Annotated in this window: 25 protein-coding genes, 1 pseudogene and 1 riboswitch; of the genes and pseudogenes, 14 read left to right on the top strand and 12 right to left on the bottom strand. The window is 70.1% G+C overall.

From position 1 onward, the window contains the following. The first annotated feature begins 40 nt into the window (after window positions 1-40). The 3 genes from IE325_RS44510 to IE325_RS44500 are packed head-to-tail and all read left to right on the top strand — an operon-like array spanning window position 41 to window position 2,465. Window positions 41-643, top strand: coding sequence for a hypothetical protein (locus IE325_RS44510; RefSeq protein ID WP_190075930.1), 603 nt, complete (start codon window positions 41-43; stop codon window positions 641-643). Then, on the top strand, window positions 640-1,473 hold the full coding sequence (locus IE325_RS44505) for an aldo/keto reductase (protein WP_190075929.1): 834 nt from the start codon (window positions 640-642) through the stop codon (window positions 1,471-1,473). Before IE325_RS44510 ends, IE325_RS44505 begins: the two co-directional genes overlap by 4 nt. A 23-nt stretch (window positions 1,474-1,496) precedes the next feature. After that, window positions 1,497-2,465 (top strand): hypothetical protein, encoded by a 969-nt coding sequence (locus tag IE325_RS44500; RefSeq protein ID WP_190075928.1) that lies wholly within the window; start codon window positions 1,497-1,499, stop codon window positions 2,463-2,465. Window positions 2,466-2,503: 38 nt separating this feature from the next. Here the strand turns inward: IE325_RS44500 and IE325_RS44495 are convergent. After that, window positions 2,504-2,686: pseudogene (locus IE325_RS44495) on the bottom strand (hypothetical protein); the annotation flags it as partial. A gap of 115 nt (window positions 2,687-2,801) precedes the next feature. On the opposite strand from IE325_RS44495, the gene IE325_RS44490 reads away from it, so the two are divergent. From IE325_RS44490 to IE325_RS44470, 5 genes are all read left to right on the top strand, one after another. After that, complete coding sequence (locus IE325_RS44490) at window positions 2,802-3,641, top strand: helix-turn-helix domain-containing protein (protein WP_190075926.1); 840 nt, start codon at window positions 2,802-2,804, stop codon at window positions 3,639-3,641. Beyond that, a complete protein-coding gene (locus tag IE325_RS44485; protein WP_190075925.1) occupies window positions 3,625-3,825 on the top strand; it encodes a DUF397 domain-containing protein in 201 nt (66 codons plus the stop codon). The genes IE325_RS44490 and IE325_RS44485 overlap by 17 nt, the downstream gene beginning before the upstream one ends. Before the next feature lie 26 nt (window positions 3,826-3,851). After that, window positions 3,852-4,391, top strand: coding sequence for a DinB family protein (locus IE325_RS44480; protein WP_190075924.1), 540 nt, complete (start codon window positions 3,852-3,854; stop codon window positions 4,389-4,391). Window positions 4,392-4,476: 85 nt separating this feature from the next. After that, window positions 4,477-5,439 (top strand): DUF6461 domain-containing protein, encoded by a 963-nt coding sequence (locus tag IE325_RS44475; protein WP_190075923.1) that lies wholly within the window; start codon window positions 4,477-4,479, stop codon window positions 5,437-5,439. Next, on the top strand, window positions 5,436-6,005 hold the full coding sequence (locus IE325_RS44470) for a hypothetical protein (RefSeq protein ID WP_190075922.1): 570 nt from the start codon (window positions 5,436-5,438) through the stop codon (window positions 6,003-6,005). The genes IE325_RS44475 and IE325_RS44470 overlap by 4 nt, the downstream gene beginning before the upstream one ends. A gap of 10 nt (window positions 6,006-6,015) precedes the next feature. Here the strand turns inward: IE325_RS44470 and IE325_RS44465 are convergent, their stop codons facing one another. The 6 genes from IE325_RS44465 to thrC form a co-directional block, all read right to left on the bottom strand. Next, a complete protein-coding gene (locus IE325_RS44465) occupies window positions 6,016-7,461 on the bottom strand; it encodes an MFS transporter (protein WP_190075921.1) in 1,446 nt (481 codons plus the stop codon). 135 nt (window positions 7,462-7,596) lie between these two features. Further along, window positions 7,597-8,727 carry an NADH:flavin oxidoreductase gene (locus tag IE325_RS44460; protein WP_190075920.1) on the bottom strand — a complete coding sequence of 377 codons (1,131 nt, stop codon included), beginning with the start codon at window positions 8,725-8,727 and terminating at the stop codon, window positions 7,597-7,599. Between the two features lie 283 nt (window positions 8,728-9,010). Continuing rightward, entirely contained in the window at window positions 9,011-10,633 is a 1,623-nt protein-coding gene (gene groL / locus IE325_RS44455; protein WP_190075919.1) for a chaperonin GroEL, read from the bottom strand. A gap of 358 nt (window positions 10,634-10,991) precedes the next feature. Further along, window positions 10,992-11,198: a cold-shock protein gene (locus tag IE325_RS44450; protein WP_016436693.1), complete on the bottom strand. Its 207-nt coding sequence runs from the start codon at window positions 11,196-11,198 to the stop codon at window positions 10,992-10,994. A gap of 452 nt (window positions 11,199-11,650) precedes the next feature. Beyond that, complete coding sequence (locus IE325_RS44445; protein WP_190075918.1) at window positions 11,651-11,926, bottom strand: MoaD/ThiS family protein; 276 nt, start codon at window positions 11,924-11,926, stop codon at window positions 11,651-11,653. Next, window positions 11,923-13,209, bottom strand: a complete 1,287-nt coding sequence (gene thrC, locus IE325_RS44440) for a threonine synthase (protein ID WP_190075917.1) — start codon at window positions 13,207-13,209, stop codon at window positions 11,923-11,925. The genes IE325_RS44445 and thrC overlap by 4 nt, the downstream gene beginning before the upstream one ends. A gap of 18 nt (window positions 13,210-13,227) precedes the next feature. Next, a riboswitch (SAM riboswitch) is annotated at window positions 13,228-13,374 on the bottom strand. A 129-nt stretch (window positions 13,375-13,503) separates the two neighbouring features. Between thrC and IE325_RS44435 the strand changes: the two genes are divergently transcribed. Together IE325_RS44435 and IE325_RS44430 are read left to right on the top strand one after the other, a co-directional pair. Further along, window positions 13,504-14,448: a glucosyl-3-phosphoglycerate synthase gene (locus IE325_RS44435; RefSeq protein ID WP_190075916.1), complete on the top strand. Its 945-nt coding sequence runs from the start codon at window positions 13,504-13,506 to the stop codon at window positions 14,446-14,448. A gap of 95 nt (window positions 14,449-14,543) precedes the next feature. After that, window positions 14,544-15,950, top strand: coding sequence for an alpha,alpha-trehalose-phosphate synthase (UDP-forming) (locus IE325_RS44430; RefSeq protein WP_190075915.1), 1,407 nt, complete (start codon window positions 14,544-14,546; stop codon window positions 15,948-15,950). Here the strand turns inward: IE325_RS44430 and otsB are convergent. The 3 genes from otsB to IE325_RS44415 all read right to left on the bottom strand — a co-directional run bounded on the left by otsB (window position 15,893) and on the right by IE325_RS44415 (window position 18,512). Beyond that, the gene (gene otsB / locus IE325_RS44425; RefSeq protein ID WP_190075914.1) at window positions 15,893-16,768 is read right to left on the bottom strand and encodes a trehalose-phosphatase; all 876 of its coding nucleotides are present in this window, start codon (window positions 16,766-16,768) and stop codon (window positions 15,893-15,895) included. The genes IE325_RS44430 and otsB overlap by 58 nt on opposite strands. A gap of 190 nt (window positions 16,769-16,958) precedes the next feature. Next, window positions 16,959-17,204 (bottom strand): DUF3263 domain-containing protein, encoded by a 246-nt coding sequence (locus tag IE325_RS44420; RefSeq protein ID WP_190075913.1) that lies wholly within the window; start codon window positions 17,202-17,204, stop codon window positions 16,959-16,961. 36 nt (window positions 17,205-17,240) lie between these two features. Further along, a complete protein-coding gene (locus IE325_RS44415; RefSeq protein WP_444546210.1) occupies window positions 17,241-18,512 on the bottom strand; it encodes an ABC transporter substrate-binding protein in 1,272 nt (423 codons plus the stop codon). Window positions 18,513-18,649: 137 nt separating this feature from the next. Between IE325_RS44415 and IE325_RS44410 the strand changes: the two genes are divergently transcribed. The 3 genes from IE325_RS44410 to IE325_RS44400 all read left to right on the top strand — a co-directional run bounded on the left by IE325_RS44410 (window position 18,650) and on the right by IE325_RS44400 (window position 21,901). Further along, window positions 18,650-19,594, top strand: a complete 945-nt coding sequence (locus IE325_RS44410; RefSeq protein ID WP_190075911.1) for an ROK family protein — start codon at window positions 18,650-18,652, stop codon at window positions 19,592-19,594. Window positions 19,595-19,698: 104 nt separating this feature from the next. Next, window positions 19,699-20,829 (top strand): N-acetylglucosamine-6-phosphate deacetylase, encoded by a 1,131-nt coding sequence (nagA, locus tag IE325_RS44405; protein ID WP_229912538.1) that lies wholly within the window; start codon window positions 19,699-19,701, stop codon window positions 20,827-20,829. A gap of 142 nt (window positions 20,830-20,971) precedes the next feature. Further along, complete coding sequence (locus IE325_RS44400) at window positions 20,972-21,901, top strand: 1-phosphofructokinase family hexose kinase (RefSeq protein ID WP_190075909.1); 930 nt, start codon at window positions 20,972-20,974, stop codon at window positions 21,899-21,901. Window positions 21,902-21,907: 6 nt separating this feature from the next. Here the strand turns inward: IE325_RS44400 and IE325_RS44395 are convergent, their stop codons facing one another. Continuing rightward, a complete protein-coding gene (locus IE325_RS44395; protein WP_190075908.1) occupies window positions 21,908-22,846 on the bottom strand; it encodes a CBM35 domain-containing protein in 939 nt (312 codons plus the stop codon). 120 nt (window positions 22,847-22,966) lie between these two features. After that, window positions 22,967-24,622, bottom strand: a complete 1,656-nt coding sequence (gene cdgB, locus IE325_RS44390; protein WP_190075907.1) for a diguanylate cyclase CdgB — start codon at window positions 24,620-24,622, stop codon at window positions 22,967-22,969. 329 nt (window positions 24,623-24,951) lie between these two features. On the opposite strand from cdgB, the gene IE325_RS44385 reads away from it, so the two are divergent. Further along, complete coding sequence (locus tag IE325_RS44385; protein ID WP_190075906.1) at window positions 24,952-25,527, top strand: flavin reductase family protein; 576 nt, start codon at window positions 24,952-24,954, stop codon at window positions 25,525-25,527. The last annotated feature ends 43 nt before the right edge of the window (window positions 25,528-25,570 follow it).

Raw genomic sequence — 25,570 nt, 5'->3', positions numbered from 1 at the left:
CTTGGTACCGCACCTGCTCCGCCTCACGCCCCGGACACCGATGGCACTGGGCACGGCCACGCCCCTGGCGGTCGCCGTCCTCCCGCTCGCGCTCTCCACCCACCTCGCACCGGGCGACGCCGCCCTGCTGCTGCGCGTGGCGGCGGTGCTGTGCGTCTTCCCCGTCGCGTTCGCGCTGGACGACCCGGCGGCCGACACGACCGCGACAGTGCCGTTCCCGGCGACGGTACGGCGGCTGCTGCGGCTGGCGCTGGTGTGCGTGCCGTCGGCCATGACCTGGACGACGTGCGCACTCTTACTCCGGGCCGCGATGCACCCGTACGACCGGATCGCGCTGCCGCTGCCCGGACTGGCCCTGGAGGCAGCCGCGTTGGCCACGGCCACGATCCTGCTGTCCGCGCTCGGCCTGCGCCGCTCCGGCGGGGAACGCGGCAGCGCCCTGGCCGCGCCGGGCAGCGTCCTGCTGCCCCTCGCCCTCGCCCTGAGCCCCGCCCGGGAGCAGCTGTTCGCCGTGCCGTACGGCGAGTCATGGCACGCGTCCCGCTGGCTCTGGGCCTCGGCTCTGACCGTCGCGGCGGGCCTCACGGCCGTACTCCTACAGGAAAGGCCCCGGCTCAACTCCCCTGTTAGCGTGACCACATGACGGCACCGGGCACGACGTACCGCATCGGCGGCGAACTGGACGTACGACGCCTCGGCTTCGGGGCGATGCATCTGCGGCCGGAGACCGCCGAGAACCGCACCAGGTGCGTCGCGGTCGCCCGGCGCGCCGTCGAACTCGGCGTCACCCTCATCGACACCGCCCACCTCTACGGCTGGGGCGCCAACGAGGATCTCCTCGCCGAGGCCCTGCACCCGTACCCGGCCGACCTCGTACTGGCCACGAAGGTCGGCATCCGCCACACCACCACCGGCGAGGGCTGGCGCCACGCGGGCGACCCCGCCGACCTCCGCGCCCAGGTCGACGAGGCCCTGCTCCGCCTCCGCCTCGACCACATCGACCTGCTCCAGCTCCACCGCCTCGACCCGGACGTCCCCCTCCCCGACCAGCTCGGCGCCCTCCGCGACCTGCGCGCCGAGGGCAAGATCCGCCACATCGGCCTCTCCGAGGTCACCGTCGACGAACTCGCCGCCGCCCGCGCCGTCGTGGACATCGCCAGCGTCCAGAACCGCTACAACATCCTCGACCGCGAGCACGAGCCCGTACTGACCGCGTGCGAGGAGGCCCGGATCGCCTTCCTGCCCTGGCGGCCGGCGGCAGCGGGCCAGTCGGGCGGACGGTCCGCGGACATCGCCGCGATCGCCAAGGAACTCGACGCCACACCCACCCAGGTCGCCCTCGCCTGGCTCCTCGCCCACTCCCCGGTGATCGTCCCGATCCCGGGCACGGGGAGCGTGGCGCACCTGGAGGAGAACGTGGCGGCGGATGCCGTACGGCTGACGCGGGAACAGTACGAGCGACTGAACGGCTGACGACGGCTCGGGAGGTGGCTGCCTTGTCCGATCCCATGGCGGAAGACTGGGCACGCGCGGAGGTACAACGGCGGAGAGAAGCGGCGGCCCAGAAACTCGCCGCCTTCGATACGTCGCTCGACCGCCTGTCCCTCGTCGAGCCCGCGGAAGCCCCGCTGACCCGAACGGTGATCAGGGAAACGGTAAAGGAGACACTCGTCGATTCCCTGTGGTCAGTGGTGTTGTGCCTCATCGCCATCGGTTCGTTCGCCTCGGCAGCCGCGGTGGGCCGTTGGCTGCACGGCACGGCCCCGGCGTACGCCCCGGTGGGCTCCGTGGGTGCGGCCATCTTGACCATGGTGGTGGCGGGCTCGGCGATGATCGCGGTGATGGACCGGACCCCGGCGGGCGGCGCCACCACCCGCAACCGGCTGATCCAGCTGACCACCACCGCGGTCATCGTCTGCGCCGGCGCCCACGCCGCCACCGACGCCGAGAGGCCGAAGCAGCTGCGCGAACTCGACCGCCTGCACCGCCAGATAGAGCGATGGCTGCTGCGCGCGAGCCGCACCCGCCGCACCATGTCCGCCTACTCCGTACGGCACACTGCCGCCCGCCGGCATGCCGCCCAAGTCGCCGGTGCCCTCCGGAACGACCTGTACCGGCTGGACATCGCCCCGGACACCGCGCTCCCGGAACTCGCCCGCAAACTCGTGACGATCGGCGAACGGTACGCCGAGGGCCGGGTCGGCAGCCTTCTCCCCGAGGAGGAACTGGAGGGGGTCGAGCCGGTGTCCCTCACCCGCAACGCCCGTATGGAGTCGGCCCACATGGTGCTGGTGATCACGGCCATCGCCGGCGGAGGGCTCGCCGCCTGGACCGCCGCCCGCCCCCTCGGCCTGCCGGCATTCCCCCAAGCAGTCCTCATCGCGCTCGGCGCGGCCATCGGAGGGACCGTGACAGGCGGCTGGAAACGCATGACCGAGGCCCTGGCGCTCCTCCCGGGCAAATAGCAGGGCTAACGCGGCAGTCTCCCCTCCGGCTCCATCGCCTCCCCACGCAACGCCGCGACCAACCGCTCGGCCGTCCGTACGTTGCACCGGCCCAACTGGACCAAGGCGTACGGGTCCTTACTGGCCCCGGTGACCGGGTCCACGCCCAGGGACGGCAGCACGACACCCACGTCACTCAGCGCCTCTCGCAGGGACGCCACGACTTCTTGAGTCGACCGCACGCTCAACTCACCTCTCTACGCATAGTTTGCGATTCACAACACAGCGTGGCGGTCACGGCTCTAACCTGGCCAGACGGGGAGCACCAACAGCTGCGATGTTCAACCGGGAGCCGCCATGCCGGGACCGAAGGACCTTGATCCGTCGTCATCGCCGCGCGCCATGCTTGGCGCGGAATTACGTCACGCCCGCGAGAAGAAGGGTCTGAGCCAAGCGGCCTTGGGCCTGAAACTGTTCGTGAGCGGCACGTTCGTCGGCCAACTGGAGTCCGGCACACGGCGTTTGCGGCCCGACATGGCCCCGCTGATCGACAAGGTGCTGGAAACGGACGGGTTCTTCGAGCGGAACTGCGGGGCGGCAGCGAAGTCGAAGTATGAGGACCACTTCGCGGAGGCGGCGGAGGCCGAAGCGCAGGCTGCGGCGATCAGACAGTACGCGCCGCTGCTCATCCCCGGTCTGCTCCAGACCCCGGCGTACGCACGAGCCGTGAACCGCGCGTACGACCCGACCGCCACGGAAGAGACCATCGAGGAGTGGACGGAAGGCAGGATGGAGCGCATCCGTCTGCTCGACCACCCAACAAAGCCCGTGTTGTGGACGGTGCTCGACGAGGCGGCGTTGCGCCGGGAGACCGGCGGCCGGACGGTGATGGCGGAGGCCCTGCGCCACATCGCCGATCTGGCCCGCAGGAACCGGGCAATCGTGCAGGTGGTGCCGCTCAGCGAGGGAGCGCACCCGGCGATTCAAGGCGCCCTGAAACTAATGGAGTTCGAGGACGCTCCTCCGCTGGTCTACTACGAGGGGCCCGGCACCGGACGGCTGGAGGACGACCCGGCCACGGTCGCCCAACAAAGGTTCAGGTTCGATCTCCTCGTGGCCTGCGCACTCTCGCGGGAGAAGTCCCTGGCCCTGATTGAGGCCTTGGCGCAGGATTACGACCATGAGGAAAACCCCTAACTACGACCTGAGCACGGCCACCTGGCGCAAGTCGACGTACAGCGCTGGCGGCAACGACTGCCTCGAAGTCGCCGACGGCCACCCCACCCTCGTTCCCGTCCGCGACTCCAAGAACCCCCACGGTCCGAAACTCATCTTCCGAGCATCAACATGGGCGGCGTTCATCGATGCGGTCAGGATCTGACCTAATCAGTTCCTACCGTGGGCCTCATGAACGAGACCACGAAGAACAACACCACCGTCATCGACGAGCGCGCCGACCTCCTGGAGGCGCTCTCCAAGCAGCGCCACTTCCTGCGCTTCACCACCCGTGACCTCACCGACGAGCAGGTGGGGCAGCGGACCACGGCCAGTGAGCTGTGTCTCGGCGGACTGATCAAACACGTCACGTCGGTGGAGCGGGGTTGGGCGGAGTTCATCGAGCGGGGCCCGTCCGCGATGCCCGACTTCACCGCGATGACCGAGAAGGACTTCGCGAAGCGGGCCGACGACTTCAAGATGCTGCCCGGCGAGACACTCGCCGGCGTACTCGCGGCGTACGAGGAAGTGGCGGCGCGGACAGACAAGTTGGTCGAGAGCCTGCCCGACCTCAATGCCTCGCACCCGCTGCCGAAGGCCCCGTGGTTCGAGCCGAGTGCGCGGTGGTCGGCCCGCAGGGTGCTGCTGCACATCGTCGCCGAGACCGCCCAGCACAGCGGTCACGCCGACATCATCCGCGAGGCCCTGGACGGCGCGAAGAGCATGGGCTGACGAACCCCCACGGCCCGCCGCCCGTTGTCAGTGCTGTCTGCGATGGTGTGAGTAGGGAGAGACGGCGGGCTGGAGGGGGCAGGGGATGACGGGCAGGGACGCCGGCGCCTGGGCGGGCATGGACTATCTGGGCTGGCGGGATCACGCAGACGTGAAGCGGCGTCTCGACGCGGGGGCCGATCCGGAGAGGTGGGCCGGCGGAAGCTCGCGGCCCCTGCACCGGGCGGCGGTGTTCGGCTCGCCGGAGGTCGTCGCGGAACTGGCGCGGCGGGTGGCGGACGTGGACGCGTTGGAGGGCGGGACCACGGCGTTGTGGGAGGCGGTGGTGGCGGGCCGCTCGGAGAACGCGCGAGTGCTGGCCGCCGCCGGAGCCGACCTGGGGTGGACGGGGCACGGCGGGTGGACGCCGGGGCGGCTGAGCCTTGCCGGACCGGAGCCCGGTCTGCCCGGGGTTCAGACCGCCGGTCTGACGGAGGCCGAGCGTGCGGTGGCGGACGAGGGCCGCCGACTCATCGCAGCCCTCGGCGACATCTACTACGAAGGCCTGGGGCTGGCGTGCGTGGCTGGTATCGACGCCGAGGAGGCGATACGCCGCCTGGAGGCGACACCGGCCGACGCCGAGCTGATGGCCGGCGTACTGGAGGATCCGTACGACTACGACATGGACGAGACCCTGCGGCTCGTCGGCGTGACGACGGTGCCGGGCGGCTGTGTCGTCACGCAGCCGTGGGGATACGGCCCCGCGAGGTCCGGCATCCTCACCCGCCTGTCCGCGGGCACCGTCTGCTACGGCCTGTACGCCAACCCCAAGAGCGGCAACCAGGGCAGCATCCACCGGGACGGCGTCTGCGAAGGCTCGGACCTGCACCCGGGCGGCGACCCGGACGTGGACGACGGTCCGGAGGAGGTCCTGTTCTCGTACGTCTACTGCAACCAGGCAGTCGCCTACTCGCTCGCGTACGCCGGTCTGCGCCCGACCGACGCCCGAGCGATACTCGGCCCACCGGACCACTGGGTCGAACTCCCGGATTTCGGAGCCACCCCATGAACCACGCCCAGCTGACCGCCCTCGGCCGTGCTCTCCGTCTGCTCGGCGAGCACGGCGAAGCGCTGACCGCCGACACCCCGGACGCCAGACTCCACGAGGTCAAGGCCGACCTGCGCCGCGCCCTGGACCTTCTCGACGAGAGCGTCACGGGCGCCGCCCCCACCACCCGCTGCCCGGAGCACCCGAACGGCCCGGTCGACACCGCCGCCCCCGACCTCTGTCTGCTCTGCGAGACCCGCCGCCGGGCGGCCCGCCGCGCCGAGTTCAACGGCCCCGCCGCCCCCTACTCCCCCGAGCACCCCGTCCCCTCCCGCTACGGCGTGCGCGGCGACCGTCCACAGCCCCAGCAGCGCTGGCTGCCGGAGCTGTGGAACGGCCAGGAGTGGCAGCTGTGCGGCACACCGCGCCGCGACCGCCGGGAGGCCGAGCTGTATCTCGCCGCCCAGCGCCGCGGACCGCGCCCGGCCATGGCCTACCGGCTGGTGCACGAGTTCACCGACTACGAGGTGCTGCGGGTGTGGGGCACACCGGTGAAGGTCGACATCGAGCCGCTGGGCAACCTGTAGGCGTCAGCCGCTACTTGGCGGTGGCGCCCGCGGGTTCCGCCGCCTGCGCCACAGGCCCGTCCGTGACGGGCGACCCCTGCCGCGGAATGAACGACGCCACGACGAACGCCAGCAGGGCCGCCCCGGCGCCGACCGCGAGGACCACCTTGAAGGCGTTCTCGGACGGGAGGGCGTAGCCGCCGAGGTTCGTCGTCATCTGGGCGAGGATCACACCGGCGACGGCGCTCGCGGTGGACGTACCGAGAGAGCGCATCAGCGTGTTGAGGCTGTTCGCGGCGGCCGTCTCCGACGCGGGCACGGCACTCATGATGAGGGCGGGCATCGAGCCGTAGCCGAAGCCGACACCGGCGCCGATGATGCAGGCGACCAGGATGAAGTGCCAGACCTCCGACATCAGGACGATGTTGAGGCCGTAGCCCGCGGCGACGATCAGCACGCCGATCATCAGCGTCACCTTGGGACCCTTCGCGCGCGAGATCGCCGCCGAGACCGGGGCCGTCGCCATCATGACCAGCCCCGAGGGCGCCATACACAGACCCGCGACCAGCATCGACTTGCCGAGGCCGTAGCCGGTCTGGGCGGGGAGCTGGAGGAGCTGCGGGATGACCAGGCTCATCGCGAACATGGCGAAGCCGACCGCGATCGAGGCGAGATTGGTGACCAGCACCTGACGGCGGGCGGTCGTCCGCAGATCGACCAGCGGCTGCTCGGTCCGCAGCTCCCACCACCCCCAGGCCAGCAGGATCACGACGGCCGCGACGAACAGCCCGAGCGTCGTACCACTCGTCCAGCCCCAGTCGGCACCCTTGCTGATCCCCAGCAGCAGACACACCAGCCCGGCCGCCATGCCCATGCCGCCGACGAGATCGAAGCGTCCGCCGGTACGCACCTTCGACTCGGGCACGAACAGCAGCACACACCCCAGCGCCACGACACCCATACCGGCCGACGTCCAGAACAGGACGTGCCAGTCGAAGTTGTCCGCGATCAGCGCGGCGGCGGGCAGCCCGAGCGCACCGCCGATACCGAGGGAGGCGCTCATCAGGGCGGTGGCGGAGCCGAGGCGCTCGGCGGGCAGCTCATCACGCATGATGCTGATGCCGAGCGGGATGACACCGGAGGCCAGCCCCTGGAGCACCCGCCCGACGATCATCGGCACCAGCGTGTCACTGAGGGCACAGACGACGGACCCCGTCACCAGCAGCACCACACTGACCAGCAGCATCCGCCGCTTGCCGTACATGTCACCGAGCCGCCCCATCACCGGCGTCGCGACGGCCGCGGCCAGCAGCGTCGCGGTCACCGCCCACGCGGTGTCGGACGCCGGGGCGTCCAGCAGCTTCGGCAGCTCCGGGACGATCGGGATGACCAGCGTCTGCATCAGCGAGACGACGATCCCGGCGAAGGCCAGCACCGCCACCACGGCGTTCGACCTAGGCGATGGGGGGTGGGACATGGGCGGGAGCCTCCGTCGGCGCTCGAGCAAGGTGAAGGGTGTCTGATTGACCCAGGCAACCTTAAGTCAGTTGATTGACTTACTCAAGCGACGCAGGTCACCCCCCGGAGAGGGGGTGACCCTAGGGACCGACCGTCAGCTCAGCGTCTTCAGCGAAGCCGCGTCATACGCCGCCAGCTCACCGAACCGCCCGTCCAGCACCTTCGCGGCCCACTCCGGGTCCTGCAGCAGCGCCCGCCCGACGGCGACGAAGTCGAACTCCTCGGCCTCCAGCCGGTCCAGCAGATCGTCGATGCCCTTCAGCGCGGAACCCTGCCCGACGAACGCCCCAAGGAACTCCCCGTCCAGACCGACCGAGCCGACCGTGATGGTGGGCTTGCCGGTCAGCTTCTTCGTCCAGCCCGCGAGGTTGAGGTCGGAGCCGTCGAACTCCGGGACCCAGTAGCGACGGGTGGAGGCGTGGAAGGCGTCGACACCGGCCGCGGCGAGCGGGGCGAGGATGGCCTCCAGCTCCTGCGGGCTCTCGGCGAGACGGGCGTCGTAGGCCTCCTGCTTCCACTGCGAGTAACGGAAGATGACGGGGAAGTCGGCGGAGACCTTCTCCCTCACAGCGGCGACGATCTCGGCGCCGAACTTGGTACGGGCGACGGGGTCACCGCCGTACGCGTCCGTACGCCGGTTGGTCCCCTCCCACAGGAACTGGTCCACCAGATACCCGTGCGCACCGTGGATCTCCACACCGTCGAACCCGATCCGCTCGGCGTCCGCGGCGGCCTCGGCGAAGGCGCCGATGACATCGTCCAGGTCGGCCCGGGTCATGGCCCGGCCGGTGGCCTCGTCCGCACCGATCCGCAGCCCCGAGGGCCCCACGGCCGGGGCCTCGGCGAAGGGCGGCTGCCCCTGCTGACGCACCATGCCGATGTGCCACAACTGCGGCACGATCGCCCCACCCGCGGCATGCACGGCGTCCGCGACCTTCGCCCACCCGGCCAGCTGCTCCTCCCCGTGGAACCGCGGCACCCGGTCGCTCTGCCCGGCCGACTCATGCCCGACATACGTCCCCTCGGTGACGACAAGCCCCACCCCGGCCCCGGCCCGCCGCGAGTAGTACGACACCACGTCCTCCCCGGGCACCCCGCCCGGCGAGAACATCCGCGTCATCGGCGCCATCACGATGCGGTTGGGAACGGTGAGGCCATTGATCGAGGTAGGCCGGGACAGAATCTGCGCCGCACGGGAGGCGGCGGCGGGCTGGGTGACGGTCATAGGGAGAGCTCCTGGGAAAGGGACGACGGTCTATACCGAGCGGTATGTGCGCACGCATTGTTGCACCTCATGAAGCAACGGTGCGTGTGAGGTCGCGCATTCCCGGGAGGGGAGATCGGTTTTGAGAGGGGTCCAGTGCACGTACTTAAGGGGCGCGGGGAACTGCGCGACCAGCCCCCACTCACCCGCACCCGCGAACGCACCGAGGGCGGCACCCCCTGTCGCGAATCTCGCAACAGCAGGCACCGCCCTCAGTAAGGACGTTGATCAACCCTCAGGCAGATCAGAAGTCCATGTCACCACCCGGCATACCGCCACCGGCAGGCGCGGCGGCCTTCTCCGGCTTGTCGGCGATAACAGCCTCGGTCGTGAGGAACAGCGCAGCGATCGACGCGGCGTTCTGCAGCGCGGAACGCGTCACCTTCGCCGGGTCGATGATGCCCTCGGCGACCAGGTCGACGTACTCACCGGTCGCGGCGTTGAGGCCGTGACCCGGGGTGAGGTTGCGGACCTTCTCCACCACGACGCCACCCTCAAGGCCGGCGTTGACGGCGATCTGCTTCAGCGGAGCCTCAAGGGCGAGCTTGACGGCGGCAGCGCCGGTCGCCTCGTCACCCTCCAACTCCAGCTTCTCGAAGACACCGGAGGCCTGGAGCAGGGCCACGCCACCACCGGCGACGATGCCCTCCTCGACGGCCGCCTTCGCGTTGCGAACGGCGTCCTCGATGCGGTGCTTGCGCTCCTTGAGCTCGACCTCCGTCGCGGCACCGGCCTTGATGACGGCCACGCCGCCCGCGAGCTTCGCCAGGCGCTCCTGGAGCTTCTCGCGGTCGTAGTCCGAGTCGCTGTTCTCGATCTCGGCGCGGATCTGGTTCACGCGACCCTGCACCTGCTCCGTGGAGCCGGCGCCGTCGACGATGGTGGTCTCGTCCTTGGTGATGACCACCTTGCGGGCGCGGCCCAGCAGGTCGAGGGAGGTGTTCTCCAGCTTGAGACCGACCTCCTCGGAGATGACCTCGCCGCCGGTGAGGATGGCGATGTCGTTCAGCATCGCCTTGCGGCGGTCACCGAAGCCCGGGGCCTTGACCGCGACGGACTTGAAGGTGCCGCGGATCTTGTTGACGACCAGGGTCGACAGGGCCTCGCCCTCGACGTCCTCGGCGATGATCAGCAGCGGCTTGCCCGACTGCATGACCTTCTCCAGGAGCGGGAGCAGGTCCTTGACCGAGGAGATCTTGGAGTTGGCGATCAGGATGTACGGGTCGTCGAGCGACGCCTCCATACGCTCCATGTCGGTGGCGAAGTACGCCGAGATGTAGCCCTTGTCGAAGCGCATACCCTCGGTGAGCTCCAGCTCCAGACCGAAGGTCTGGGACTCCTCGACGGTGATGACGCCTTCCTTGCCGACCTTGTCCATGGCCTCGGCGATGAGCTCGCCGATCTGGGTGTCGGCGGCGGAGATGGAGGCCGTGGAGGCGATCTGCTCCTTGGTCTCGACATCCTTGGCCTGCTCGAGCAGGGCGGCGGAGACGGCCTCGACGGCACGCTCGATGCCGCGCTTGAGGGCCATCGGGTTGGCGCCGGCGGCTACGTTGCGCAGGCCTTCCTTGACCAGGGCCTGGGCGAGAACGGTCGCGGTGGTCGTACCGTCACCGGCGACGTCGTCCGTCTTCTTGGCGACTTCCTTGACCAGCTCGGCGCCGATCTTCTCGTACGGGTCCTCGAGCTCGATCTCCTTGGCGATGGAGACACCATCGTTGGTGATCGTGGGGGCGCCCCACTTCTTCTCGAGGACGACGTTGCGACCCTTGGGGCCGAGCGTCACCTTCACGGCGTCCGCGAGCTGGTTCATGCCGCGCTCGAGGCCGCGCCGCGCCTCCTCGTCGAACGCGATGATCTTGGCCATGTGAAGTGGTCCCTCCAGGACTGGGGGTGATTCCTTCGGACCGCGCCCGCGCCCGCGACGGACGGCTCACATGCCTTGTGGTTCCTTGCCCCACCCGGCCTGCGGGCCTCACCGACCCGGTCCTTCTTTGTCACTCTCACCTTCAGAGTGCTAACGCCAATGATTAGCACTCGACCCATGAGAGTGCAAGGCGCGCTCGCGAAGCGAGCGCTCGATGAGGGGTGGCGGTCGGGCGACGGGCGGGCGCAAGCGGCTCTCGGGGATCGAACCCCCGCGTCCGGGCACGGCGAAGGGCCCGCACCCCGGGAGGTGCGGGCCCTTCGAAGAAGAACGTCGCTGCTGTTAGTCGACGCGTGCTTCAGCCGGCCGCCAGCCGGACCATGTCCGCCTGAGGCCCCTTCTGACCCTGCGAGATCTCGAAATCGACCCGCTGGCCTTCCTCCAGGGTGCGGTACCCGTCCATCTGGATCGCGCTGTAGTGGACGAAAACATCCGCACCACCGTCGACCGCGATGAAGCCGTACCCCTTCTCCGCGTTGAACCACTTGACGGTGCCCTGAGCCATGCCTAACTCCCCTATTACTGGCCCTTGCACAGATCCACACTTCGCGGATCCGGGTCAGACCTCACCCCCCATCGGTCGGGGGCGTGCGCCGGAACGCGTCGACCGCGGCTGAATGTATCTGCCCAACTGCCGTCTGCAACAGGTCAATCGGACGAGAAATCCGGGCACGACCGGTCGGGAATGTGGGGACAATTCCCCTGACTTCAGGTCAAGTCGGACCTGACAAAAGGAACAGAAGCCGCAAAAAACCCGCACACTTTGGCTACTTCTTGTCGGGCCCGCGGCAGAAATCAAGGGCAGCCGACTCGGAGATCGGCGGCACATTCCCCAACTGTACCCCGCTCAACCACACAGAATTGCCCCCTCCGCTTCTCTCACGGAGGGGGCAATTCAATGAACTCTCGGTGACCGGTGTTACCGACGGTAATGTTCGGTCATTCGGTCAGCTCCGATCAGCCTCCGGCGACGGCCGGGATGATGGAAACGCCGGCCCCGTCGGGCGTGGCCGTCTCCAGCCCCTGCTCGAAACGCACGTCGTCGTCATTGACGTACACATTCACGAACCGACGCAGCTTGCCCTGGTCGTCGAGCACCCGAGCGGCGATGCCGGTGTGGTTCTTCTCCAGGTCGGAGATGACCTCACCGAGGTTGGCACCCTCGGCGGCGACCTCGGCCTGTCCGCCGGTGTAGGTGCGCAGGATGGTGGGGATACGAACGGTCACGCTCATGCGAGGCCAGCCTCTCGGAAGGAGTCCAGGTTCGGGCGGATGGTGGCGGTCAGACCGGTACCGGCCACCGCGTCCAGCGTCTTCAGGCCGTCGCCGGTGTTCAGCACGACGGTGGTCTTGGTGGGGTCGAGGACCCCGTTCTCGATGAGCTTCTTCGCGACACCCACCGTCACACCACCGGCGGTCTCCGCGAAGATGCCCTCCGTGCGGGCCAGGATCTTGATCGCTTCGACGACCTGTGTGTCCGTCACATCCTCCACGAACCCGCCCGTGCGGCGCGCGATGTCGAGGACATACGGCCCGTCGGCCGGGTTGCCGATGGCGAGGGACTTGGCGATGGTGTTCGGCTTCTGGGGCCGGACCACGTCATGGCCGGCCTTGAAGGCCGTCGACACCGGCGAGCACCCTTCCGCCTGGGCGCCGAAGATCTTGTACGGCTTGTCCTCGACGAGCCCGAGCTTGATCAGCTCCTGCAGACCCTTGTCGATCTTCGTGAGCTGCGAGCCGGACGCGATCGGCACGACCAGCTGGTCGGGGAGCTGCCAGCCGAGCTGCTCGCAGATCTCGTACGCCAGGGTCTTGGAGCCCTCGGCGTAGTAGGGCCGCAGATTGACGTTGACGAAGCCCCAGCCCTCGCCCGCCGGGTCGCCGATCAGCTCGGAGCAGAAACGGTTCACGTCGTCGTAGTTGCCCTCGATGCCGACGAGCTCGCCGCCGTAGACCGCGGCCATGACGACCTTGCCCTGCTCCAGGTCGTGCGGGATGAACACGCAGGAGCGGAAGCCGGCGCGGGCCGCCGCGGCGCCGACGGCACCGGCGAGGTTGCCGGTGGAGGAGCAGGAGAGCGTGGTGAAGCCGAAGGCGCGGGCGGCCTCGATGGCCTGGGCGACGACGCGGTCCTTGAAGGAGTGCGTCGGGTTGCCGGAGTCGTCCTTGATGAACAGCTTGCCGGTGTCGACGCCCAGCTCACGCGCGAGGTTGTCGGCCTTGACGAGCTGGGTCCAGCCGGGGTTGATGTTCGGCTTGGTGGCCACGTCGGCGGGGACGGGCAGCAGCGGCGCGTAACGCCAGATGTTCGCGGGACCCGCTTCGATCCGCTTGCGGAGCTCCTCGGCGTCGTAGGCCGAGAAGTCGTAGGCGATCTCCAGCGGGCCGAAACACTCCTCGCACGCGAAGACCGGGCCGAGCGGTACCCGATGACCGCACTCGCGGCAGGAGAGCGCCGCGGCGGGGCCGAGGTCTACGGTGGATTCAGTGGTGCTTGCAACAGTCTGCGCAGCCATGTGAGGCGAGGCCCTTTCTCCTCATCTTCCTCACGACGCATCTCGCCGTGAGACGGATTTGGCACCTTCCCTAGCCGGGAGCCTCACCACAACGACGTGGAAAGACCGGCTGGAGGGTTGCCGGGGCTTCATCGGGCCGTATCCCTCTGCCCCTCTGGATGAGCGGTATTCGGTTGTCAGCTCGGTGACCTCGGACATGCGATGGTCATCGGCGTTGTTCAAGACTGTAACCGAAGGCCAGGACAGTTGAGATAGTCGTCCGAACCGCGAGACACATGTGAGGAGCCACCGACCGTGCTGGAAGAAGCCGAGCGCTGGCTGAGCACCCGCTCCTGGTCCGCCGCCGATCGCCCCGTCCACCAGATCCTGGCCGCCAAGCAGCGTACGGGCCAGTCGGTCTCCGTCGTCCTGCCCGCGCTCGACGAGGAGGAGACCGTCGGCGACATCGTCGCGGTCATCGTCCATGACCTGGTCCGGCAGATCCCGCTGGTCGACGAGATCGTCGTGGTCGACTCCGGCTCCACGGACCGCACCTCGGAGGTCGCCGCGGCGGCCGGTGCGAGGGTCGTCCACCGCGACGCGATCCTGCCGCGCATCCCGGCCGTACCCGGCAAGGGCGAGGTCCTGTGGCGCTCCCTGCTGGTGACGACCGGCGACATCGTCTGCTTCATCGACGCCGACCTGAGGGAGTTCTCCTCCGAGTTCGTCTCCGGCATCGTCGGCCCGCTGCTCACCGACCCGGGAGTCGATCTGGTCAAGGCGATGTACGACCGCCCCCTCGGCGGCGCCGCCGGGCAGGGCGGCCGGGTCACGGAACTGATGGCCCGCCCGCTGCTGAACATGCACTGGCCCCAGCTGGCCGGTTTCGTACAGCCGCTGGGCGGCGAGTACGCGGCACGCAGGTCGCTGCTCGAGCAGCTGCCGTTCCCCGTGGGATACGGCGTCGAGCTGGGCATGCTGGTCGACGCCCTGCATCTGGTGGGCCTGGACGCGCTGGCCCAGGTGGACGTCGGGGTGCGCAAGCACCGCCACCAGGACGGACAGGCGCTCGGCCGGATGTCCGCGGCGATCTACCGCACGGCACAGCTGAGGCTGGCGCGCGGACATCTGGTCCGCCCTTCCCTCACCCAGTTCGAGCGGGGCGGGGACGGTTTCGAGCCACGTACGTACTCTGTGGACACCGAGGAACGGCCGCCGATGGTGGAGATCGCCGAGTACGCGACACGGAAGGTCGCGTAAACGCCGGAAACCGGCCGTATACAGGGCGTACGGGCTTCGGCTACTGAGCGGAAGCGTACGTTTGAGCGTTTCCGAGGCGGGCTAGGTTGTGGCGTATGGCTTCCAAGGTGCTGGTCGCTTCGAACCGCGGTCCGGTCTCGTACTCGGTGGGCGAGGACGGCTCGCTGCACTCCAAGCGGGGCGGCGGCGGGGTCGTCTCCGGGCTCTCGGCGATCGGGCCGGACGCGGGCGCGCTGTGGGTGTGCTCGGCGCTGTCCGACGGCGACCGGGAGGCGGTGCGGCGCGGGGCCGGCGAGGAGGGCGTGCGCATGCTGCCCATCCCGGCCGATGTGCACGCGGACGCGTACAACGGCATCGCGAACTCGGTCCTGTGGTTCGTCCATCACATGCTGTACCAGACGCCGCTGGAGCCGGTCTTCGACGCGGAGTTCCGGCGGCAGTGGGCGGCGTACGAGACGTACAACCGCGCCTTCGCCCAGGCGCTGGCCGCGGAGGCGGCGCCCGGGGCGGCGGTGCTGGTGCAGGACTACCACCTGTGCCTGGTGCCCGGGATGCTCCGCGACCTGCGCCCCGACCTCCGCATCGGCCACTTCTCGCACACGCCGTGGGCGCCGGCCGACTACTTCGGGATGCTGCCGGACGACATCCGCACCCAGCTCCTCCGCGGCATGCTCGGCGCGGACCGGCTCGGCTTCCTGACCCGCCGGTGGGCGGACGCGTTCGAGGCGTGCGCGGAGCGGTTCGCCGGCGGGCTCGGGGGCACGCGGGTCGGGGTGCACGGGCTGGGGGCGGACGCGGACTTCCTGCGGGCGCGGGCGCATCAGGCCGATGTGGCCGAGCGGATGGAGGCGCTGCGCGACGAGATCGGCGAGGGCCGGAAGACGATCGTCCGGGTCGACCGCACCGAGCTGTCGAAGAACATCGCGCGCGGCCTGCTGGCGTACGGCCAACTGCTCGACGACCACCCCGAGTGGCGGGAGAAGGTCGTGCACGTGGCCTTCGCGTACCCCTCCCGCCAGGACCTGGCGGTCTACCGCGACTACACGGCGGAGGTCCAGCGCCTGGCGACGGAGATCAACTCCCGCTACGGAACACCGGACTGGACCCCGGTCGTCCTCCACGTCAAGGACGACTTCGCCCGCTCCCTGGCCGCCTACCGACTCGCCGACGTGGCGCTGGTCAACCCCATTCGCGACGGCATGAACCTCGTCGCGAAGGAGATGCCCGTCCTCTCCGACGAGGGGTGCGCGCTGGTGCTCTCCCGGGAGGCCGGCGCCTTCGAGGAACTGGGCGAGGACGCGATCCCCGTCAACCCCTACGACGTGATCGACACGGCGCGGGCGCTGCACGAGGCGTTGACGATGCGGCCGGAGGAACGGGCGGAACGCTCGAAGAGGCTGGCCGCGGCGGCAACGGCGTTGCCGCCGGCGCAGTGGTTCCTGGATCAGTTGCGCGCGCTGGAGGAGGGGTCGGAGCCGGGGCCGGGGCCTCGGTCCACCTGATCAGCGATCGCCCGCAACAGCCGTACGACCCCTTCCGGCCCGTCGACCACGACATCCGCCCGCTGCGACAGCTCGGTGACCTCCTCGCTGCCGCTGCACACCAGGACGCCGAAGGTGCCGTCGGAACGCAGCGCCTCCACGGCCGCGTAGGCGGGGAGGTCGCCGAGGTCGTCGCCGGCGTAGAGGACGGACTCGACACCGAGCTCGCGCACGTACCGGCTCAGCGCGACCCCCTTGTCCATGCCCGGAGGACGCAGTTCCAGCACCATCCGTCCCGGTTCGACGATCAGGCCGTTGCGGGTGGCGAGATCGGTGAGGGGGGCGCGCAGGGCGTCGAACGTGCCCTGCGGATCGGCCGCGCGGCGCGTGTGCACGGCCACGGCGTGTCCCTTGTCCTCGATCCAGGTGCCGTGGCCCTCCAGCAGCGCGGGCAGCTCGGCACGGACGGCGGCGATACCGGGGTGGGGGTCCGGTGCGGTGACCTTTCCGCTCACGGCGTCCCAGCGCTCGGCACCGTAGTGCCCCAGCACGACGAGATGCTCCAGCCCCGGAACCCCACCGAAACCGCCGTACCGCACGGCGACGTCGGCGGGCCGCCCGGTGACCACGGCGACGGCGGCGACCTTCGGCGCGAGGGCTGCCAGGGCGGGGAGGGCGTCGGGGTGGGCCCTGGCCTGCTCCGGGTCCGGGACGATCGGGGCGAGCGTGCCGTCGAAGTCGAGGGCGATGAGGGCGCGGGAGGGACGGGCCAGGAGAGCGGCGAGTCCGTCCCGGCCGGGTTGGGTGGTGGGGGTGGGCAGATCCTTGTGGCTGTCCATGGGGGGACCTTATCCAGCGGGGTGCGCTCGCACGCGCGGCTGGCGGGGCGCTGATTTTTTCGCCCCCGCCGCCCCTACGCGTCCCGTCCCCGGGGACTGCTGGGTAGTCAGCCCCTCCGGCGTTTGAGGAGCGGGGTCTGGGGCGGAGCCCCAGGGCGGGACGGGTAGGGGCGGCGGGGGCGAAGAAAACTCACCGCTCCCCCCGCCGAACCTCCCGCACCCTCCGCAACCGATTCACCGTCACCGGATCATGTTCCAGCGCCCGCGGATCATCCAGCAGGGCGTTCAGGAGCTGGTAGTAGCGGACGGGGGCCAGGCCCAGTTCCTCCCGTATCGCGCGCTCCTTCGCGCCGGGGCCGGTGAAGCCCCGGCGTTCCAGCGCGAGGATGGCCCGCTCGCGGTCCGCGAGGGCGGGCTTCGTCGGGTCCTGGTCCATGGGTCGCACCGTAACCCCCGCCACTGACAGCGGCGGCTACTCCGCGCTCTCCGCCCGCGTCGCCGCCAGCTGCAACTGCCCCAGGATCGCCGACGGGCTGCCACCCGCCGCCACCGTGCCGCCGATCCGCTTCTTGACGTCCGCGCTGATCGCCGCCCAGGACGTCCGGCCGACCGGGTAGAGCTCGGAGAGGGGGAGTTCCTCGAGGAAGGGCTTGAGGTCGGCGTCCTCGTCGGCCGCGGTCATCACCGTGGACGCGGAGTTCGTGACGGGGAGCAGGTTGTACTCGCGGGAGAAGTCGAGGACGTTCTGCTTGTCGTAGACGAAGTCGAGGAAGTCGCCGACCTCGTCCGCGTGGCCGTTCTCCTTGAAGGCCATCATCCAGTCCGCGACGCCCATGGAGACCTTGCTCGGCCCGTCGACGCCGGGCATCGGCACCATGCCGAACTTGACGCCCTTCTTCGCGGCCGTCTGCATCAGGGACGGGTGGCCGTTGAGCATGCCGACGTCACCGTCCGCGAACGCGGAGAACGCGGCCGCCCGGTTCAGCTTCCCCGGCGCCACCGGCCCCGTCAGCCCCTTGCCGACCAGGTCGTTCTTGAGCCAGTTGAAGGTGGCGACGTTCTCCGCGGAGTCGATGCTGTAGGTGCCGGAGGCGTTGTCGGTGTAGCCGCCCCCGCCGCTGAGCAGCCACTGCATCGTCTCGGCCTGCGCCTCCTCGGGCCCGAGCGGCAGGGCGTACGGGTACTTCACGCCCTGCGCCTTGAGGGCCTCGGCGTCGGCGGCCAGTTCCTTCCAGGTCTTCGGCGCGTCGAGTCCGGCCTTCTGGAAGAGGGTCTTGTTGTAGAAGAGCAGGCGGGTGGAGGACGCGAAGGGGATGCCGTACTGCACCGACTTCACCTGCCCCGCGTCCGCGAACTGCGCGACGAAGTCGGCCTGGACGGGGATCGAGAGCAGTTCGTCGGCCTCGTAGAGGAGGCCCTTCGCGGCGTAGTCGGCGTACGCGCCGATCTGCGCCATGTCCGGCGCCTTCCCGGCGTCGACCATCTCCTTGACCTTGGCGTCGACGTCGCTCCAGGAGTAGACGGTGACGTCGACCGTGACGCCGGGGTGCTCGGCCTCGTAGGCCTCGACGAGCTTGTCCCAGTACTTCTGGGAGCTGTTCGACTCGCTGTCCCCGTAGTCCGCGGCGACCAGTCTCAGCGTCACCCCGCCGGAGTCTCCGGTCAGCCCGCAGCCGCCCAGGGCCGCCGTCAGCCCCAGCGCGGACACGGCCGCGACCACTCCCGTACGACCACGATCACGAATACGACTACGCCGCTGCACGCGGTACCGCCCCACACCCAAGTTCGAAAATTTCGAAACGTCATACATATTGCCCCCTAAGGTCTACACCACGTAAGTGGACTAGACCTCTCGCGGGTGCGCAAGGGACACTGTCCCCCGTGAGACACGTCATCGCCCTCGATGTGGGCGGAACCGGGATGAAAGCCGCGCTCGCGGGGACGAGCGGCGAGCTGCTCCATCAAGCCCGCCGCCCGACCGGGCGCGAGCGCGGGCCCGACGCGGTCATCGACGGCATCCTCGACTTCGCCGCCGAACTGCGCGCGTACGGCGAAGAGCGCTTCGGCGAGCCCGCGGTCGCCGCCGGCGTCGCCGTCCCCGGCATCGTCGACGAGCAGCGGGGCATCGCCGCCTACGCGGCCAACCTCGGCTGGCGCGACGTACCCCTGCGCCGGCTGCTGTCCGAACGGCTCGGCGGCATCCCCGTCGCCCTCGGCCACGACGTCCGCACCGGAGGGCTGGCCGAAGGCCGCATCGGAGCGGGCCGGGGCGCCGACCGGTACCTCTTCGTGGCCCTCGGCACCGGCATCGCGGGCGCGATCGGGGTCGACGGCCGGGTGGAGTCGGGCGCGCACGGCTTCGCGGGCGAGATCGGCCACATCGTCGTACGGCCCGGCGGCGCCCCCTGCCCGTGCGGGCAGCACGGCTGTCTGGAGCGGTTCGCGTCGGCGGCGGCGGTGAGCGAGGCGTGGGCCGCCGCGGTCGGGGACCCCGAGGTGGACGCCGCGGACTGCGCCAAGGCCGTCACGTCCGGCGACCCGAACGCCGTACGGGTATGGCAGAACGCCGTCGACGCCCTCGCCGACGGCCTGGTCACCGCCCTCACCCTGCTGGACCCCCGCACCCTGATCATCGGTGGCGGCCTGGCCGAGGCGGGGGAAACCTTGTTCACACCACTGCGGGACGCGGTCCGGAGCCGGGTGACTTTCCAGAAGTTGCCGTCCATCGTCCCCGCGGCCCTCGGCGACACCGCCGGATGCCTGGGTGCCGGCCTCCTGGCCTGGGATCTCCTCGACCAAACCGACCGTACGGAGGAATCGGCCTGATGACAGCCCACCCAGGGGCGCGGGACAGCGCCAATATGCGGCTCCGCCGCGGGGCGCGACCAGCCACAACGCACCCGCACCCCGCGACGGACAAGATCCCCCTCATCCTGTCCGGCGCCAACGTCGTCACGCCGACGGGAACCGTCAAGGACGGCGAGGTGATCATCGACGGCACCCGAATCGCCGCCGCGGCCCCGGAGAACGCCCACCGCATCGACCTCACCGGCCACCACGTAGTGCCCGGCTTCGTGGACATCCACAACCACGGTGGAGGAGGAGCCTCCTTCACTTCAGGCACGCCGGACGACGTGGTCAAAGGCATCCACACCCACCGCCTGCACGGCACCACCACCCTCGTCGCCTCCACCGTCACCGGCGACATGGACTTCCTCACCCGGCGCGCGGGCCTGCTGTCCGAGCTGGCCGAGCAGGGCGATATCGCGGGCATCCATTTCGAGGGCCCGTTCATCTCCCCGTGCCGCAAGGGCGCGCACTCCGAGGAGCTGCTGCGCGACCCCGACCCGGCGGAGGTCCGCAAGCTGATCGACGCCGCGCGGGGCCACGCCGCGATGGTCACCCTCGCCACCGAACTGCCGGGCGGCATCGACTCCGTACGCCTCCTCGCCGAACACGGCGTCATCGCGGCGATCGGGCACACGGACGCGACGTACGAGCAGACGGTGGCGGCGATCGAGGCGGGGGCGACGGTCGCCACCCATCTCTTCAACGCGATGCCGCCCCTCGGCCACCGTGAGCCGGGCCCGATCGCGGCCCTGCTGGAGGACGAGCGGGTGACGGTCGAGCTGATCAACGACGGCACCCACCTGCACCCGGCCGCCCTTCAGCTGGCGTTCCATCACGCGGGCGCGGACCGGGTCGCGTTCATCACGGACGCGATGGACGCGGCCGGCTTCGGCGACGGGCGTTACATGCTGGGCCCGTTGGAGGTGGAGGTCGCCGACGGAGTGGCACGCCTCGTCGAAGGCGGCTCGATCGCGGGCTCGACCCTCACCCTCGACCGCGCCTTCAAGCGGGCGGTGACGGTGGACCGGCTGCCGGTGGAGCACGCCGTGTCGGCCCTGTCCGCGAACCCCGCGAAGCTCCTGGGCCGCTACGACCGCATCGGCTCCCTGGAGCCCGGCAAGGACGCCGACCTGGTCATTCTCGACTCCGCCTTCGACCTCAAGGGCGTGATGCGCCGGGGAGAATGGGTGGTCGATCCCCAACTGGGGTGATGTGTCCGCCTGTTGGGGGCGGTGGTTGTCCTGCGAGACTGGGACGGCCGCCGCCCTTTTGGCATGATCGGGATCTCCGCGGGGAACTTCCGGCGGACGGACGGCACACGCGTTCTGAACTCTTCGGGGGAGGTCGGCCCAGGTGATTCTGACGGTCACGCTGAACACCGCTCTCGACATCACCTATCGCGTACCGGCGCTACGACCCCACACCTCCCACCGCGTCACCGAGGTGACCGAACGCCCCGGCGGCAAGGGCCTGAACGTGGCCCGCGTGCTGGCGGCCCTAGGGCACGAGGTGACGGTCACGGGGTTCACGGGCGGCGCGACGGGCCTGGTGGTCCAGGAGCAACTGACCGGGACGCGGGGCGTGGTGGACGCGCTGGTGCCCGTGACGGGCCCGACCCGCCGCACGATCGCCGTCGTCGACGCCCACACGGGCGACACGACCCAGCTCAATGAGCCCGGCCCGACGATCACACCCGCCGAGTGGTCCGCCTTCCAGGAGGCATACGAGGACCTGCTGACGTCCGCCTCCGCGGTGGCCCTGTGCGGCAGCCTGCCGCCGGGCGTGCCGGTCGGGGCGTACGCCGGTCTCGTACGGGCCGCGAAGGCCGCGGAGGTGCCGGTGCTGCTGGACACGGCCGGCGAGGCACTGCGCCGGGGTGTCGCCGCCCGCCCCGACATCATCAAGCCCAACGCCGACGAACTGGCCGAACTGACCGGCTCCCACGAGCCGCTGCGCGCGACGCAGGACGCCCGCCGCCGGGGCGCCCGCGCCGTGGTCGCCTCCCTCGGCAGGTCGGGCCTGCTGGCCCTGGCCCCGGAAGGCCGCTGGCGGGCCGTCCCGCCCGCTTCCCTGCACGGCAACCCGACAGGCGCCGGCGACGCGGCGGTCGCGGGCCTGCTGTCGGGCCTGGTGGAGAAGCTCCCCTGGCCGGACCGACTGGCCCGCGCGGCAGCACTGAGCGCGGCGAGCGTCCTGGCGCCGGTGGCCGGGGAGTTCGACCGGGGGACGTACGAGGAGTTGCTGGGGCGGGTGGCGGTGAGCGGGGAGGTCAGCGCGGCCTGACTCTGCTCAGTTGCCGCTTTCCCCGGTGAGGTACATCTGGTCAAGGACCGCGTCGCACTGGTTGCCGTCGTTACAGGCAAGCGTGATCGTGTTCGTGCCCTTGTTCAGGTTCACGTTGGACCACGTGTCTTTCCAGCCCTTTTCCCAGTCGCCCTCGGGGGTGTTGCCGAAGTTCTCCATGTTCAGGACCCGTGACTGGGCCGTGCCGTTGACCACCAGCGTCGCGTCGGCGTCCTTCCCCGGGACGCCGTAGTGCACGTACAGCCGGTATGTGCCGGCCTTCTCGATGCCGTTGACGGTCCAGGTGACCTTGGCTCCGACCTGGTTGAAACCGGTCACATAGACGCCGCCCTCCGCCTTGGCGCCCTTGAACTCCGACGCCGTGGTGGCGCCGCCCTCCAAGCGCAGCGCCTTCGCGTCGATCTTCGGCAGCTCGGCCTGTTCCTCCGCACTGCTGCTCGCCGACGGGCTGGACTCGGCGCTCTGGCTCTGCGTCGGCGTCGAGCCGGAACCGTCGGCCTCGTTGCCCTTGTCGTCGTCCCCGCCCAGCATCGCCACGCTGATCCCGATGACGACCGCCGCCACGACCGCGATCGCGCCGATCAGCAGGCCCTTGGTGTTGGGGCCGCCACCGCGGCCCGACCCCGAGCCGCCGCTGTACGCCGGCTGGGCCGTCGTGGGGGCGCCGCCGGGGAGGGTTTCCGGGGCGGCGTAGTGGGCGTTCGGCTGGCCGTAGGTGCCCTGTTGCTGGGGGATCTGCGGGGCCGGGGCCTGCTGGCCGTACTGGCGCTGTCCGACCGCGCGTACACGGTTGACCGAGCCCGGGTAGCCGTAGCCCCCGCCGCCGGAGGGCGGCTGGGCGCCATTGGCCTGACCATCGGCGTAGAGGTAGCCGAACGGGTCGTCGTCCTCGGGCGTGCTCGCCCCGTTGTTGCCGGACGTCATCCCTTGGGTCTCCTCACCAGGTGCGGGCAGATGCGATACGTGGGGTCAGAATGGCGAGCCTACCCGCTCCTGATGGCCCAAACGGGTGACTCGGATCGCATCAGCTCGCTGACCTGGGGATCATCCCGCGCGTCTGTGCTGTTTGGGACGAGATCGTTTCTCTACGTACATCCGCTCGTCAGCGGACTTCAACACTTCGTCCGCGGTCATCCCGCAGTGTGCCCACCCGATGCCGAAGCTCGCCCCGACCCGTACGGCGCGGCCCTCGGCGCGGATCGGCTGGATGATCTCGTTGCGCAGGCGTACGGCGAGGTCGGCGGCGTCGGCGCGGCCGAGTCCGTCGGCGAGGATCACGAACTCGTCGCCGCCGAGCCGGGCGACGGTGTCGCCGTCGCGTACCTGGCGGGTCAGGCGCCGGGCGACCTCGATGAGAACCGCGTCACCCGCGTTGTGCCCGAACCGGTCGTTGATCGACTTGAAGCCGTCGAGGTCGCAGAAGAGGACCGCGAGCCCCTTGGTGCCGTCGTCGCGCTCGCCCTCGTCCGGGGAGACGGTGTGGACATGGTGGTCGAAGGCCTCCAGCGCGGCCGCGCCCGGGAAGTCGAAGCCGTGTCCGTTGGCGTCGAAGACGGCCGGGTGGCCGTAGGCGGCGTCCATGGACTCCAGGGCGCCCGCGTGGGCGGCGCGCCTGCAGAGCCGGGCGGACAGGCGGGCGCGCAGCTCGGCGGAGTTCGGCAGGCCGGTGAGCGAGTCGTGGGAGGCGCGGTGGGCGAGCTGGAGCTCGCGGCGCTTGCGCTCCTCGATGTCCTCGACGTGGGTGAGGAGGAAGCGGGGGCCGTCGGCGGCGTCGGCGACGACGGAGTTGCGCAGGGAGACCCAGACGTAGGTGCCGTCGCGCCGGCCGAGGCGGAGTTCCGCGCGGCCGCCCTCCGCCGAGGTCCGCAGCAGGGTGCCGATGTCCTCGGGGTGGACCAGGTCGGAGAAGGAGTAGCGGCGCATCGCGGAGGCGGGGCGGCCGAGGAGGCGGCAGAGCGCGTCGTTGGTGCGCAGGATGCGGCCGTGCTGGTCGCCGCCCATCTCGGCGATGGCCATGCCGGAGGGGGCGTACTCGAAGGCCTGCCTGAAGCTTTCCTCGCTGGCGCGCAGGGCCTGCTGGTCGCGCTCCAGCCTGACCAATGCCCGCTGCATATTCGCGCGTAGACGTGCGTTGCTGATGGCGATGGCCGCCTGGAACGCGTACATCTGCAGGGCCTCGCGGCCCCATGCGCCCGGCAGCCGGCCGTTGCGCGGCCGGTCCACGGACAGGACGCCGATCAGCTCACCGCACGCCCCGCCCTGCACACCGGGCGTGTACATCGGCGCGAAGAGCCGGTCGCTCGGGTGCCACTCGTCCTCGAAACGGGGCGCGGGGCCGTCGGTGTACCACTGCGGTACGTCGTCGTCGTCGAGGATCCAGCCCTCGGTGTGCGGGATGAAGACCAGGTCGCCCCAGTGCTCGCCCATGTTCAGCCGGCGCTCCCAGGAATCGCGCGAGCCGACACGGCCGGTGATGAGGGCCTCGGCTGCGGGATTGCCGGCGAAGGCGGCGACGACGAGGTCGCCGTCGGGGCGTACGAGGTTGACGCACGCGAGTTCATAGCCGAGGCCGGTGACGACGCCGTCGGCGACGGTCTGAAGTGTGTCCGCCAGGCTACGGGCCGTGTTCATGTCAGCCATGACCTGGTGAAGTTGCCGCAGGGTCGCAAGACGGACGTACGGCTCCGACTCGGTCTCCATGCTCGCCCTCCCCCCGAGACCTCGCAGCGAATCAAGGGTTCTACTTCGGCGTAACTTCCCTTGCCAGTTCCCCGCCACTGAATCACAGCGCGCTGCCCACTCGGTACACAGGGTCAACAATTAATGGCTCTTGTGACTCAAGTCACAGCTAAACGTGAACAATTGAGCGGAGTTTCTGCGTTTTTCCTGTGCGTTTACTGAACCCAAGTTCCGCACAACTGTGACCCCGGTGCGACCGGACTCCGCCGGTTGTCCGTCGGGAGTCCTAGGTCCGTTCTCGGGCGCAGGCCCGATGTGAGGTGCAGGGAAGCGACATTAGCGTTTTCGGCGTGCCGAACACTTCCCCTGCCGCGCAGCCCTCGACCTCCCTCCTCCATGCTGAGGGAGTGAGCAACGACGAGTTTCGAGCCGCCATGTCGCGGCTCGCCGCGGGTGTGGTCCTGGTGACCGCGCTGGAGCCGCCCCTGGACCCGGACGACCCGCACGCCCCGGCCGGTGAGGACGTCGGCATGACAGCCACGGCGTTCATGTCGGTGTCCCTGGATCCGCCGTTGGTGCTGGTCAGCCTGCGTGAGGGCTCCCGCATGGACGACCTGCTCGCCGAGCAGCCGCTGTGGGCGGTGTCGGTGCTCACGGAGAGCCAGCGGCACATCGCCGGGCGGTTCGCGATGAAGGGGCGGGTCAGTGATCGGCTGCTGTTCGCCGACATTCCGTACGTCCGTGGCACCGAGAGCGGGGCCCCGCTGGTCGGGGGCGCGCTCGCGACGCTGGAGTGCCGGACCGAGCAGCGGGTGCCCGCCGGTGACCACACGCTGGTGATCGGGCGTGTTCTGTCGGCCTCGCTGCCGAGTGCGGACGGGGGGCCGCTGACGTATTTCCGGGGGCGCTACCGGCAGTTGGGCTGATTTCCGTGCGGAGCGGTGGGCGGGCGTAATTCCTTGGCCCTTG

It is taken from the genome of Streptomyces lanatus, assembly GCF_014655715.1.
Lineage (GTDB): Bacteria > Actinomycetota > Actinomycetes > Streptomycetales > Streptomycetaceae > Streptomyces > Streptomyces lanatus.
Note: the sequence above shows the minus strand (reverse complement) of the source record. Positions and strands in the feature narration are given on the sequence as shown.